The organism is Brevibacterium sp. CSND-B09 (genome assembly GCF_052906525.1).
The window spans coordinates 3,711,001-3,723,510 of record NZ_JBREGI010000001.1 but is presented as its reverse complement, the minus strand read 5'-3'; the positions used below and the strand labels follow the sequence as shown (position 1 = coordinate 3,723,510).

Genomic DNA, 12,510 nt, shown 5'->3' with positions numbered 1-12,510 from the left:
TCCTGCGGGGCCGCCTCTTCGCTGTCTCGCAGCGCCTGGGCCCTCCATGCGAGAGTCTGGGACCTCAGTGCCCAGCCGCGTGTTTCGCGTCCTCTCGATCGAGTGCACGCAGGGCGAGCAGGCCGCGCACGGCGGCGATGGGCTTCACCAGCGGCTGTTCACCGAATCGGTAGTCTCCCCCGCGGACCAGTCGTCGTGCCAGGTCCGGGCGCATCTGCCACAGGTGGTCACGGGCTTTCTCGGCATGGTGGGAGTTCGAGGCGATGCTGATCGTCGTGGCCGGGGTGAGTTCGCAGTCGATGATGGGGATCGCGTTGGCGATGTTCTCCCACGTCGTTGCGCTCTGCTCCTCCAGCACGGCTCGGCCGGTGAAGCCGAGTTCGTCCCGGGCGAAGCGTTCGAGGATGAGGGCCTCCGGTGTTCGTCCTGTGACGGCCCCTCCGCAGAGGATGAGGAGAGTCGACCGGGCTGTCGGATCGATCGACCGCAGACCCGCGCGGACCCTAAACCGGTTGATTCCGTTCGGTCGCTGACCGCGGTTTGCATATCCGAGGACGATGATGATCTGGTCACTGTCGGCTGTGGTCTCGTCTCTGCCTGCCGCGGTCAGGGCCCGAACGCCTGGACTCGACCACCGGTCGCTCCGTGATCGCCGGTCAGCAGAGCCAGAGCTATCACAGTCTCCCAGCCGACGGTGGCTCGATCGCCAGTGGGCCGCCTCGGCGAAGGCGAAGACGCCGGCAAAGACGCCAAGGACAGTACCGGCGAGTACGCGGACCGGCATTGAAAAAGGCACTCTCATGTCGAGAGTGCCTTGATCGCCCTGAGCAGGATCATTCGCCTCGCTGGCGCTTCTCCCACCGGTCTTCCATTCGGCTCATGAACCCGGAGTTGCCCTTGGCACCGGTCTTCGCTCCGGAGTTCCGAGAGTCCGTCTGAGTGGTGTGCACATGGCCGGGACGGCTGAACGCCCAGTACATTCCGGCGACCATGAGGCCGAAGCCGACGACGCCGAGGGCGATCCACCAGGCGGAGCTGGAGACGAGCGAGATCGCGAGGATCGTCGCGGCCAGCCCGGCGAGTGCGATGAGAATACCGAGGACGAAGCGCTTCGCCGAGAACCCGGGCCCCGTGGCAGCGGCCTGGGTTTCCGAGATATTCCGGGCAAAACGAGGGTCTTCACTGCGCAGCTGCTTCTCAAGTTGATCCAACAGCTGCTGTTCGTGATCGGAGAGTGGCATCTCGAACCCCCGTTTCGCTTCCCAAGTCTTTCCCCCAATCATAGTCTCTGAGGGCCGAAAAAACATCTCCGGGGGCCGTCAGGAGCCGGATTCCCACGGGGTCTTCAGACTGTGCTCCCGCTCACCCGCTCTCAGGCCTCGGGGCGTTTGCGCAGAAGCGAGGCCTGCGAGATCGCTTCGCTGCCGAATCGCCGCCTCACCTCGTCGAGGGCGACCTCGGCTTCACGTCCGGAATGTTCTGGTTCGTCCAAGGTGGCCTGCCGTCCGGTGACGGCGAAATCGCTGAGGCCGGCGGCTCGGACGCCGAGCAGCCTGACTCCCTGGGAGCGCTGATCACGCAGTTTGCGCAGAGCCGGGCGCAGCGCCTCGTACATCTCCCGGGCCAGATCCGTCGGAGCCGACAGAGTCACAGACCTCGACAGAGTCGTAAAATCGCCGAGACGGTACTTCAGTCCGAGGCTTGTGGCGACCTTTCCTTCTGCGCGGACTCGGTAGGCGACCTTGTCAGCGAGGCGCAGCAGTTCGTGTTCGAGCACGGCGACGTCCCAGATGTCCTCGCCGAAGGTGTTCTCAGCACTGATCGAGTGTTCCTTGGCCTGGTGGTCGAAACCGGACGAGTCCTGACCGTGGGCAGCCCGCCACAGCTGATGGCCGTGCGCACCGAAGACTCGTGCGGCCCAATCCTCGTCGACTGCGGCGAGGTCGCCGATGAGGCGGATTCCATAGCGGAAGAAGCCCTCCTGCGTCTTCTCCCCCACCCCGGGCAGGGCTTCGATCGGCATCGGGTCGAGGAACTGCTGGGTCGCGGCCGCGGGCACGAGCAGCTGGCCGTTCGGCTTCGCCCTCGTCGAGGCGAGTTTGGCCACGACGCGGCTGACGGCGATGCCCACCGAGGCGCTCAGACCGGTGCGCTCCTGGATCTGGGCTCGCAGCTGGGTGGTGATCTCCACCGGAGAGCCGAGCCGGCGCACGGCTCCGGAGACATCGATATAGGCTTCGTCGACGCTGACCTGCCGTACGTCGGGGGTCACCTCGGCGACGAGATCGAAGACTTGGCTGGAGTACGAGGAGTACAGGCCGTGGGAAGGCGGGATCACCTCGGCGACGGGGCACAGGTTCATGGCCCGCGACATCGGCATCGCCGCATGGACTCCGAACTCGCGGGCTTCATAGCTGGCCGAGACGACGACTCCGCGTCCGCTGCGTCCGCCGACGATGACGGGGCGGCCGACGAGATGCGGGCGACTGAGCAGCTCGACGGAGACGAAGAACGAGTCCATGTCGAGGTGGAGCATGGTGGCACCGGAGTCGTCCGTGCCCAGACGGCTCAGATCACCTCCGGATCGTGCCAGCTGCTTCCGACTCATCGCCTGCCCCTCGCGCTTGTTCCTTTCGGCTCCGCCGAACAGTCCAGGTACTCTTGAAGCATGGTATCGCGCACCGCTGTCATGACACTGCCCATCGTTGCCGCGCTCGCTCTCGCGGGCTGCTCGGGAAACGGTGGAGACAAGGCCGAATCGACCCCTTCGGCTTCTCAGGAGGCCCCTGCCTCCGCATCCCCGGCCGAATCCGAGACCGCCTCGGCCGAAGCATCGACCGAGGCCACAGGCTCGGACCCCGATACATCGAACGATGTGAAGGATCTGCCCGAGTACATCAAGCCGTACCCGGATTCCGAGGTGCTCTCCGCGTCGAGCGTCAAGGCTCACAACGACAAGGACAAGAAGCTGCCCGAACAGGTCAGCCTCGTCGTCAAGGCGAAGGCCGATGCCAAGGACATCTTCGAGTTCTACGAGAAGGAGCTCGGCAAGGCGGACTTCGAACGCCTCGGCGAAGAGGTGAAGACGAAGAGCGCACGCGTGGTCAACTTCAAGCACAAGGACAATGACAGCGTCCTCGTCGTCACGGTCGCCGAGGATTCGGAGGACAAAGCGAATTCGATCGTGACCGTCGGCGGAAACATCGGTTCATGACCTCGCACAGATCGGGGATGACCAGCGACGCCCCTGAGCCCGGCCCGTCCACAGCACCCGGCTCGGCCGACGTCCCTCCCGCCCTCGTCGAGTTCCTCGACTCTCCCGAGTCCATCGCCGCCGAGGTGTCCGCCCAACTGGAGGCCTTCCTCGCTGAGAAGGCTGCCGAGTTCGAGGCGATCTCACCCGATGCGACAGCGATCGGCGACGCGCTCATCGAGTTCACCCGCGGCGGCAAGAGGATCCGCCCCGTCCTGCTGTGGTGGGGCTTCCAGCTCGCCGGCGGTGACGTCCGCGCCGGCGAGGCAGGCGGGACCACAGCCGACCGGACAGCCGGCTCCGCAGCCGACGTCACCGCGGGTCTGGCGCAGGCGGCCGGTTCGCTCGAGCTGCTCCACGCCGCCGCGCTCATCCATGATGATGTCATCGACAATTCGGACACCCGTCGTGGCCGGCCGGCCCTGCACCGACAGTTCGAGGCCCGCCATCAGCGCTCCGGCTTCCATGGCGACGGCGCGTCCTTCGGCGTCTCCGCTTCCATCGTCATCGGCGATATCTGCCTGGCGCTGAGCGAGGAGCTCTTCGAACGATCGCAGGAGGCCCTGGGCAACAGCCGCACGGCCCTCGAGCTGCGCGGAACAGTGCGCCGAGATGTCATGGTCGGCCAGTACCTCGACGTACTTGCCGAGGTCATTCCGCTCAGCGACGACCGGATCGCCGAACGCGCATGGGAGGTCCTGAGCTATAAGTCCGCGAAGTATTCGGTCGAGCAGCCGCTCCTCCTCGGCGCGGCCCTGGCCGGAGCGGATGGTGGGCAGCTGCAGGAGATCTCCGCTTTCGGCCTCCCCCTCGGACAGGCGTTCCAGCTGCGCGACGATGTGCTCGGCATCGCCGGTGACCCCGAGTCCACCGGCAAACCCGCCGGCGACGATATCCGGGAGGGCAAACGCACCGTGCTCATCGCCGAGACCGCGGCCCGGATCTCGGCGGACCAGCTCGAAGTCCTCGCCGCGCGGTTGGGCGATCCGGATCTCAGCGACGCCGAGGTGGCCGAATGCGTTGACATGATCACGGACTCGGGCGGTCTCGCCGCCGTCGAATCCTTCATCGCGGACAAGCATGCCCACGCAGCGACGATCGTCGATACGTGGGCAGAAGCCGATGCCGGTGCAGGTTCAGCGGCAGGGCCGACCGCCTCGGCGCAGGTGCGCATCGGATCGGCCGCACAGGAGCGACTCAAGGGTTTTGCGAAAGCGCTGAGCTACCGCTCCAGCTGAGGCCGGCGAACAGGTCTGCTCGCTTCGAGGGTGCCGCGTTGACCACGTCAAACGCTGCTCACCTCAAGGGTGCTGCGCTGCTCTCCTCGAGCCCGCGCAGATCAGAACGCGAGGGCTTGAGCGCGGCGGCGCACTTCCTTCTTGTTACCCGAGCGAAGCAGGTCGATGGGCCGGCCGGGCAGGGACTCGTCATGGGTGAAGAGCCACACGATGGCTTCTTCGTAGTCGAATCCGGCGTCGTAGAGGGTGTGCAGGGTGCCTTTGAGCGGTTTGACGACCTCGCCGTCGACGAAGAAGGCCAACGGAACCCGCAGAACCTTCGGATTGCCGATCTTGATTCCGCAGATGGCGCCGTCTTCGAGCAGCCTCCGCACTTGGGAGATGCCGAGCCCGGTGAGCTCTGCGATGTCGGGCAGCGGGGCCCAGTCCTGGACGAGTTCTTCGGTATTCACGCCCTCAAGCGTAGCAATATTCGGCAGAAACACCCCGCCATGCGGTGCCGAATGCTCGGGTCGAGCCCGCCTACTCGTTAGGCTGGAGACCGTAGCTTCCCCACTCGACATGAAGTCAACAGGTGACAGATGACACGACCGCGACGGCACAGGCCCGTCACCGCCGCTCCTGACATCCGCGCCGCATCGAAGGTGAATTCGACCGGTCCGATCCCAGGAGCCGAACGGGTCGACCCCGAAAACGACTCCCCCACCGAGGTGGCCCCCACCACCGAATCCCCCGACGATCAGTCCGATGACGGCGTCGAGGACACATCCGACCGTCGCTCCGCTGACGAGGACGCAGCCACCTCGAGCACCGGTCCGCAGTGGATCTCGGGCACTGCTAGTGCCACCGTTCCCGTCACCCACGGCGGTCGCACGTACAAGGTCAAGCAGGGCGACACCCTCTACGGTGTGGCCAGCAAACACGGCGTCTCAGTGCCCGCGCTGGCCGAACTCAACCGCATCTCGCCGCGTCAGAACCTCCACCAGGGTCAGGTCCTGTCCCTGCCGGAGAAGAACGATCTGCCCGATGATGATCCCTCACACGTCGTCGCCCCCGGTGACACCCTGCAGGGAATCGCGGCGCGGCACGGAATCTCGCCGGCGACCCTGCGGCAGGCCAACGCCATGGGCGATGACTCGTTCATCACGGTCGGCGAACTCCTCCTGCTGCGTCCGTCGAAGGCCCGCCCACGTCGCACCCCGGCTGAACCGCCGAGCGACGTCCCCCGCGTTGCCGCCAGCGCACAAGTCGAGGGCATCCGCCCCTCGGTGCTCCACGCGGCGCGACTGAACAAATACACTCTGCTGCACCGCCGCCATCCGGCCCCGGCGCAGGCGAAGCTGCTCGTCGCCTCGCTGGCTGTCGAGCTCGGCGCCGATCCCGCCCTCATGCAGGCCCTCGCCGCTGCCGAATCCGGTTTCCAGCACACGACGGTCTCGGCCGGCAACGCGATCGGGATCATGCAGATCACTCCCCGATCCGGTCGCTGGGCGTCCGATATCGTCGGTCGCGGACTCGACCTGCTCGACATCGAAGACAATATCGTCGCCGGCACCGTCATCCTCGGCTGGCTCATCGAAACCGCCGAATCGGAGAACGAAGCCATCGCCGGCTACTACCAGGACCTGCGCTCGGTTCGCGCCGACGGACAGCTGCCGGAGACGAAGGCCTTCGTCCGCGCCGTCCAACTGCAGCGTGCGCGTTTGGAGGAGGCCCTGTGACCGCCCGCCGAGATCCCCTCATCGGCACGGTGCTCAATGAGCGCTACCGCATCGATGCCAAGATCGCCCGCGGCGGCATGGCCATGGTCTACCGCGGCACCGACCTGCGACTCGACCGTGAGATCGCGATCAAGGTCATGCATGAGCACCTCATCTCCGATGACACCTTCGTCGAACGCTTCCGCCGGGAGGCCATCAACGCCGGTCGGCTCACCCACCCGAACCTCGTGGCCATCCACGATCAGGCGCGCGACGGCGACATCGTCTACCTCGTCATGGAATACCTGCCGTCGGTGACGCTGCGCCGCGAGCTCAAGCACCGCGGAACCTTCACACCCCGACAGGCGATCGTCGTCCTCGATGCGATCCTCGCCGCGCTCGAGGCCGTGCACTCGACCGGGATCATCCATCGCGATCTCAAACCCGACAATGTGCTGCTGGGCACCGACGGCCAGGTCAAGCTCGCCGACTTCGGTCTGGCCCGTGCCGTGACCACAGCGACGACGACCAAGACCCTCATCGGCACGGTCGGCTATGTTGCTCCCGAACTCGTCACCCGAGCCGGAGCAGATGCCCGCACCGATCTGTACACGGTCGGCATCATGTTCTACGAGATGCTCACCGGTGCTCAGCCGTATACCGACGACGTCCCGATCCAGGTCGCCTACCGTCACGTCCACGACACGGTTCCGCCGCCGTCGGACGTCGTCACCCGCCTGAGTCCGCGCCTGGATGCGCTCGTGCTGTGGGCAACGTCGAAGGACCCCGAGGACCGTCCTGCCGATGCCGCTGAGTTCCGCTTAGCGTTGGCAGAAGCGCGTGCGGAGATGTCCGAGGCCGAGCTCGACCTCGGAGATCCGCAGATCGCCACCGGTGAGCACTCCCCCGTACTCACCGCGAGCATCGACCTCGGCGAGGAAGTGCCCAAGGAGAAGCGCTCCCGCACCGACGAGATCCCGTATCTCGAAGGCGAAGAGGACGACACCGAGGCGGACACAGGTGCGGCGGATCCCGACGATGCCGATGACGACGAGTCCTCCGCCGAGGCGGCTGCCGCGGAAGCTTCCCACGACGATGCCGACGGGGTCGACGGTATCGAATCGGGCGACTCTGATCCTGACGATGACGCCGACTCCGATGACGCCGATCGTGGCGATGACGACCACACGGACGGTGCCGCCGGCGCGGCCGCCGTCGCTGCGGCCGGAGTCGGAGTGGCCGGCGCCGCGGTTGCCGGTGCCGGTGCCGCCTCGGAATCCCCCGACGCAGACACGTCGGGCGCGGAAGCCGCAGGCGCTGCCGCCGATTCAGCTGATTCTGACGCTTCGGACGGTTCCGCTGACCGAGAGGACTCCGACGACGAACCGGTGTCGAAGGATTCGGATTCCGACCGCCACGATAAGGCTGCGGTGGTCGCCGGCTCCGCGGCCGCCTCGGCGGGGGCATCTCCCGTCCGACGTCGCCGACGTCGTGTCCTTACGGGACTCGTCGCCGTGGTTGCCGTCCTCGCTCTGGTCGCCTGGTTCGTAGTGGCGAACCTGCCTACACCGAAATCCATCGTTCCCGGTGAGTTGGCGGGTAAGCCCGTCGGGGAAGTCACCTCGCAGCTGGAGGACAACGATCTCAAGGCCGAGCCCAAAGAGGTCTTCGACGACAAGGTTCCCGCCGGGACTGTCATCGGCACCGAACCCGTCAGTGGTGCGGAGCTGGCCCCCGACTCTTCCGTCACGGTCGTCGTGTCCAAGGGTGAGGAGAAGTTCGCGGTTCCGAAGCTCGAGGGCACGACCCGCGACGAAGCAGAGGCCGCGCTGAAGAAGGTCAACCTCGAGGTCGGCAAGGTCGAGGAGAAGTACAGCGACACTGTCGCCAAGGACTCCGTCATCTCGGCATCGCAGAAGGCCGGAACCAAGCTGTCGAAAGGCGAGAAGATCGATCTCGTCGTGTCCAAGGGCGTCGCGCCGATCCCGGTTCCCAACGTCGAGGGGCTGACCTTCGACGCCGCCTATGCGACCCTGGCCAAGCGCGGATTCCGCGTCGGCAAGGACGAGGTGTTCTCCGACGACGTACCCAAGGGCAAGGTCGTCTCGCAGTTCCCGAAGAGCACCGAGGCGAAGCCCGCGAACTCGCTCATCATCGTCCGCGTGTCCAAGGGCAAGGAGAAGAAGGAAGACTCCGACTCGAAGGATGACAAGAAGGACGAGAAGGACAAGAAGTCTGACGACAAGAAGGACGACGACAAAGACAAATAGAAATCGTCGGTCAGGCACGACTGTTAGTCAGGCACGACGGGTCGCTCGGGCGCAGATGATTCCGGTCGGTCAGACGACAAAGCCGGGGGCTCCGCAGAGATTCTGCGGAGCCCCCGGCTTTGTCAGTTGTGGCGGTTACTGCCGTCGGGTGAGGTACTCGGCGACCTGGAACGCCATCTCCAGCGACTGATCGTGGTTGAGGCGCGGGTCGACGAGGGTCTCGTAGCGGCGACGCAGGCCCTCGTCGTCGATCTCGGTGGCCCCGCCCATGATCTCGGTGACGTCATCGCCGGTGAGTTCGATGTGCAGTCCACCGGGGATCGTGCCCGCATCGCGGTGCGCGTTGAAGAATCCTTCGACCTCGGCCATGACGTCTTCGAAGCGGCGGGTCTTGTACCCGGTGTTCGAGGTGATCGTGTTGCCGTGCATCGGGTCGCAGACCCAGGTCACATGCGGCAGACGGTCGCCGATTCCCGACAGCAGAGCCGGCAGCGACTCACCGATCTGACCGGCACCCATGCGGGTGACGAAGGTCAGGCGGCCGGGCTCGGCGTCCGGGTCGAGTTTCTCGGCCAGGGCCAGGGCGTCATCAGCCGTGGCAGTGGGTCCGAGCTTGACGCCGATGGGGTTGCGCACCTTGGACAGGAAGTCGACATGGGCGCCGTCGATCTCGCGGGTGCGTTCGCCGATCCACAGGAAGTGTCCGGACACGTCGTAGGCTTCACCGGTGCGTGAGTCGATGCGAGTCAGTGCACGTTCGTATTCGAGCAGCAGCGCCTCGTGGGCGGCGTAGAACTCGGTGGTCTTGAGCGCATCGAAGTCGGCTCCGCAGGCATCCATGAAGCGGATGGCACGGTCGATCTCGGCAGCGGTCTGCTCGTAGCGCTGGTAGCCGGGGTTCGATGCGAGGAAACCGCGGTTCCAGTCGTGGACGAATCGCAGATCGGCGAAGCCGCCCTGGGTGAACGCACGGATGAGGTTCAGCGTGGAAGCGGAGATGTGGTACGCCTTGAGCAGACGTTCCGGATCGTGGCGGCGGGATTCCTCGGTGAACTCGTAGCCGTTGACGATGTCGCCGCGGAACGACGGCAGGGTGACTCCGTCACGGGTCTCCATATCGGCCGAACGCGGCTTCGCGAACTGACCGGCCATGCGGCCGATCTTCACCACGGGCATCGATCCGCCGTAGGTCAGCACGGCTGCCATCTGCAGAACCGTCTGCACACGAGCCCGGATCTTGTCCGCCTGGGCTCCGTCGAAGGATTCGGCGCAGTCGCCGCCCGCCAGGACGAAGGCTTCTCCGCGCGAGGCGGCGGCGATCCGCTGCTTGAGCACATCGGCTTCACCGGCGAAGACCAACGGGGGTGAGTTGCGCAGATCGGTGAGCACCTCGTCGAGCGCAGCACTGTCAAGATACGTCGGCTGCTGCTTCGGATCCATCTCTCGCCAGTCGTCGAGACCGCGGAGATTGTCGTGGCCGGCAGCGGCGATTTCTCTGTTGGACAGGACCGGATCGGTGTGGAGACTCAATGTTTCACTTTCATGGGTTTTCGGTACCGGTCTCGAAGTCCTCGGCCGAGACATTGTCGAGGAAGTCTCTGAACTGTGCGACTTCCTCTTCATCGGCCTCGGGGGCTTCGATTCCGGACTCTTCAAGCAATTGTGTTTCGACGAACACGGGGCAGTCGGCTGTCAGCGCCAGTGTCACCGCGTCCGAAGGGCGCGCGGAGATCGACTTCCCGTCATTCGTGTGCAGCTCTGCCAGGAAGATCTGACCGTCCTTGCCGGTGATCGTCACGTCCTGCAGCTCGGCCCCGTACTTCTCGAGGACGTCGAGCAGCAGAGCGTGCGACATGGGGCGCGGCGGGGTCAGTCCCCGCTGCGCGATCGAGAGCGCATTGGCTTCGATCGCACCGACCCAGATCGGCAGATAGTAAGCAGGTTCGCTGGCCTTGAGCAGCAGAATCGGTTGGTTGGCGGGCATTTCGATGCGGACGCCGACAACCTCGACTTCGACTTTTGACATTATCCCCCGGTCAGGAGCGCGGACGCTGCTGGAAGATCATTCGGAACTTGCCGATCTGCACATCGGCTCCGTTCTGCAGTTCGATGGAGTCGATGAGCTGACGGCCCACATAGGTGCCGTTGAGCGAACCCGTGTCGCGCAGAGTGAACCCGCTGGGAGTGCGGATGAACTCGGCATGCTTACGCGAGACCGTGACGTCATCGAGGAAGATGTCGGCATTCGGGCTGCGACCCACCGTGACCACGTCGGTGTCGAGCAGGATCTGTGAACCGGAGTCCGGTCCGGAGACGACGACGAGCAGAGCATCGGCGTCCTGCAGACCTTCGAGGTCGGGCACAGGGTGGATCTCGCCGGTGTGCGGATCCAGGATTCCCTGGAACTGCTGGCTGCCCGAATCGTTCATCGGGTCCTGTCCGCCGTTCGTCGGAGCGCCCTGCGGCTGGTCGCCTTGGGGCTGACCCGACTGGGGCTGACCATACTGGCCGGGGCCGGGCTGGCTGCCCTGCTGCTGGTTGGGATCGAACTGGCCGTACTGGCCGGCACCGTTCGAACCGTACTGCTGCTGGCCGCCCTGCTGCGGATGGTTCCCGTACTGCGGCTGACCTTGGCTGCCCTGAGGCTGCGCAAACTGACCGGCACCATTGGAGCCGTACTGCTGCTGACCCTGGCCGCCCTGAGGCTGACCGCTCTGCGGCTGGCCGTAGTTCTGCGGCGGATACTGATTCTGCTGAGGCTGATACTGCGGCTGCCCCTGACTGCCCTGCCCCTGTCCGGCATACGGCTGATTCGCCGGCTGCGACGCACCATAGTTCTGTCCGCCCTGCGGGGTGCCGCCGAACTGCTGACCATTGCCATAGCTCTGGCCGCCCTGGGGCGTTCCGCCGTAGTTCTGGCCACCTTGGGGCGTTCCGCCGAACTGCTGGCCATTGCCGTACTGCGGTGCCTGCGGGGCACCGTCGGCAGGCTGCTGACCGTAGGGAGGGGTGTTCCCCTGACCGTTCTGGTCGACCTGAGGGTTCATCCGAGTCGCGGACTCGTCAGCGCCATTGCCGTTTCCGGCCCCGAACGGGAACTTCTTCGACTGCGGGACCTGTCCGTTGTCATACCAGGGCTGCGAGGGGGTCGGACGATTCTGATCGTGGTTCTGCGACATTACGCCTCCTCGCTCTGAATGAGCTCTTTGTACGTCTCGCTGTCCATCAGCGATTCGAGCTGTGTGGGGTCACTGAGTTCGACGAGATACATCCACCCGTCTTCGAAGGGAGACGAGTTCACCGTCTCCGGTGAATCGTCGAGTGAGTCGTTGACCTCTGTGACGGTCCCCGACACAGGTGCGATCAGATCGGAGACACTCTTCGTGCTCTCGACTTCACCGCAGGACTCCCCTGCGGTGACCGAATCCCCGGTTTCAGGCAGGTCGACATAGACGACGTCACCCAGCTGTTCCTGGGCGAAATCAGTGATACCCACACGGACTACTGCGTTGTCTTCCGTGGTCGCGACCCACTCGTGGTCGCGCGAGTACCGCAAAGACACTGGATAATCCAGATCTGCCATGTCGACTCCTCTAGTTTGTCGGTGTACCAAGCATAGCCGCCTGGGCCACTTTCATAACAATCACGAAACGGAAATGTTACTGAGTCACCCTGTCAGGCATCTGCAGGACCCGCTTCTTCGGTATCTACCTGGGATGATACCTGTTTTTCGAAGGTCACGGAACGCGGTTTTGGCAGTTGGCCTCCGATCGGTATAAGCTAGTTCTCGTTGCCCACGAGGGAGTACGGTAACGGGCTATGGCGCAGCTTGGTAGCGCGCTTCACTGGGGGTGAAGAGGTCGTGGGTTCAAATCCCGCTAGCCCGACCACCCGGGTCATCACCCGCTTTCAATAGAATGTGTCGCCACTTCGCTGAGACGAAGGAGCGGCACATTTTTCGTTCCCCGAACTTGTCAGCCCCGCGTTGTGGCGACGTCTATTCAATCCAAGCCAGGGGACTTGACCCGAGCCGGGGAACATCCCGCCCA

At 64.9% G+C, this 12,510-nt stretch carries 12 protein-coding genes and 1 tRNA gene; 5 read left to right on the top strand and 8 right to left on the bottom strand.

Going from position 1 to position 12,510, the window contains the following annotated elements; genetic code table 11:
• Nucleotides 1-64: 64 nt before the first annotated feature.
• The 3 genes from ACU4IU_RS16645 to dinB all read right to left on the bottom strand — a co-directional run bounded on the left by ACU4IU_RS16645 (nt 65) and on the right by dinB (nt 2,608).
• The gene (locus ACU4IU_RS16645; RefSeq protein WP_446657366.1) at nt 65-784 is read right to left on the bottom strand and encodes an ElyC/SanA/YdcF family protein; all 720 of its coding nucleotides are present in this window, start codon (nt 782-784) and stop codon (nt 65-67) included.
• A 49-nt stretch (nt 785-833) separates the two neighbouring features.
• On the bottom strand, nt 834-1,241 hold the full coding sequence (locus ACU4IU_RS16640; RefSeq protein ID WP_139469756.1) for a DUF3040 domain-containing protein: 408 nt from the start codon (nt 1,239-1,241) through the stop codon (nt 834-836).
• A 131-nt stretch (nt 1,242-1,372) separates the two neighbouring features.
• Nucleotides 1,373-2,608, bottom strand: a complete 1,236-nt coding sequence (gene dinB, locus ACU4IU_RS16635) for a DNA polymerase IV (protein WP_446657365.1) — start codon at nt 2,606-2,608, stop codon at nt 1,373-1,375.
• Nucleotides 2,609-2,668: 60 nt separating this feature from the next.
• On the opposite strand from dinB, the gene ACU4IU_RS16630 reads away from it, so the two are divergent.
• Both ACU4IU_RS16630 and ACU4IU_RS16625 read left to right on the top strand, forming a co-directional pair.
• Complete coding sequence (locus ACU4IU_RS16630; RefSeq protein ID WP_229664119.1) at nt 2,669-3,214, top strand: hypothetical protein; 546 nt, start codon at nt 2,669-2,671, stop codon at nt 3,212-3,214.
• Nucleotides 3,211-4,491: a polyprenyl synthetase family protein gene (locus ACU4IU_RS16625; protein WP_446657364.1), complete on the top strand. Its 1,281-nt coding sequence runs from the start codon at nt 3,211-3,213 to the stop codon at nt 4,489-4,491. The genes ACU4IU_RS16630 and ACU4IU_RS16625 overlap by 4 nt, the downstream gene beginning before the upstream one ends.
• Before the next feature lie 101 nt (nt 4,492-4,592).
• Here the strand turns inward: ACU4IU_RS16625 and ACU4IU_RS16620 are convergent, their stop codons facing one another.
• Nucleotides 4,593-4,943, bottom strand: coding sequence for an Rv2175c family DNA-binding protein (locus tag ACU4IU_RS16620; RefSeq protein WP_101546273.1), 351 nt, complete (start codon nt 4,941-4,943; stop codon nt 4,593-4,595).
• Between the two features lie 129 nt (nt 4,944-5,072).
• On the opposite strand from ACU4IU_RS16620, the gene ACU4IU_RS16615 reads away from it, so the two are divergent.
• The gene (locus ACU4IU_RS16615; protein WP_446657363.1) at nt 5,073-6,212 is read left to right on the top strand and encodes a lytic transglycosylase; all 1,140 of its coding nucleotides are present in this window, start codon (nt 5,073-5,075) and stop codon (nt 6,210-6,212) included.
• Nucleotides 6,209-8,461 (top strand): protein kinase domain-containing protein, encoded by a 2,253-nt coding sequence (locus ACU4IU_RS16610; protein WP_446657362.1) that lies wholly within the window; start codon nt 6,209-6,211, stop codon nt 8,459-8,461. The genes ACU4IU_RS16615 and ACU4IU_RS16610 overlap by 4 nt, the downstream gene beginning before the upstream one ends.
• A 135-nt stretch (nt 8,462-8,596) precedes the next feature.
• Here the strand turns inward: ACU4IU_RS16610 and ACU4IU_RS16605 are convergent, their stop codons facing one another.
• From ACU4IU_RS16605 to gcvH, 4 genes are read right to left on the bottom strand one after another with little or no spacing between them, the layout of a single operon-like run.
• Entirely contained in the window at nt 8,597-9,991 is a 1,395-nt protein-coding gene (locus ACU4IU_RS16605) for a class II 3-deoxy-7-phosphoheptulonate synthase (protein ID WP_173153058.1), read from the bottom strand.
• Between the two features lie 10 nt (nt 9,992-10,001).
• Nucleotides 10,002-10,487 carry a bifunctional nuclease family protein gene (locus ACU4IU_RS16600; RefSeq protein ID WP_101546269.1) on the bottom strand — a complete coding sequence of 162 codons (486 nt, stop codon included), beginning with the start codon at nt 10,485-10,487 and terminating at the stop codon, nt 10,002-10,004.
• A 10-nt stretch (nt 10,488-10,497) separates the two neighbouring features.
• Nucleotides 10,498-11,640, bottom strand: coding sequence for an FHA domain-containing protein (locus ACU4IU_RS16595; protein ID WP_446657361.1), 1,143 nt, complete (start codon nt 11,638-11,640; stop codon nt 10,498-10,500).
• Complete coding sequence (gene gcvH, locus ACU4IU_RS16590; RefSeq protein ID WP_139469750.1) at nt 11,640-12,044, bottom strand: glycine cleavage system protein GcvH; 405 nt, start codon at nt 12,042-12,044, stop codon at nt 11,640-11,642. The genes ACU4IU_RS16595 and gcvH overlap by 1 nt, the downstream gene beginning before the upstream one ends.
• Nucleotides 12,045-12,274: 230 nt before the next feature.
• Between gcvH and ACU4IU_RS16585 the strand changes: the two genes are divergently transcribed.
• A tRNA-Pro gene (locus ACU4IU_RS16585) sits at nt 12,275-12,351 on the top strand.
• Nucleotides 12,352-12,510 lie beyond the last annotated feature (159 nt).

Coding starts and splice junctions, on each gene's coding strand:
- dinB (WP_446657365.1), bottom strand. CDS start 2,608: ATGAGTCGGAAGCAGCTGGCACGATCCGGAGGTGATCTGAGCCGTCTG.
- ACU4IU_RS16595 (WP_446657361.1), bottom strand. CDS start 11,640: ATGTCGCAGAACCACGATCAGAATCGTCCGACCCCCTCGCAGCCCTGG.
- ACU4IU_RS16625 (WP_446657364.1), top strand. CDS start 3,211: ATGACCTCGCACAGATCGGGGATGACCAGCGACGCCCCTGAGCCCGGC.
- ACU4IU_RS16600 (WP_101546269.1), bottom strand. CDS start 10,487: ATGTCAAAAGTCGAAGTCGAGGTTGTCGGCGTCCGCATCGAAATGCCC.
- ACU4IU_RS16630 (WP_229664119.1), top strand. CDS start 2,669: ATGGTATCGCGCACCGCTGTCATGACACTGCCCATCGTTGCCGCGCTC.
- gcvH (WP_139469750.1), bottom strand. CDS start 12,044: ATGGCAGATCTGGATTATCCAGTGTCTTTGCGGTACTCGCGCGACCAC.
- ACU4IU_RS16645 (WP_446657366.1), bottom strand. CDS start 784: ATGCCGGTCCGCGTACTCGCCGGTACTGTCCTTGGCGTCTTTGCCGGC.
- ACU4IU_RS16615 (WP_446657363.1), top strand. CDS start 5,073: ATGACACGACCGCGACGGCACAGGCCCGTCACCGCCGCTCCTGACATC.
- ACU4IU_RS16640 (WP_139469756.1), bottom strand. CDS start 1,241: ATGCCACTCTCCGATCACGAACAGCAGCTGTTGGATCAACTTGAGAAG.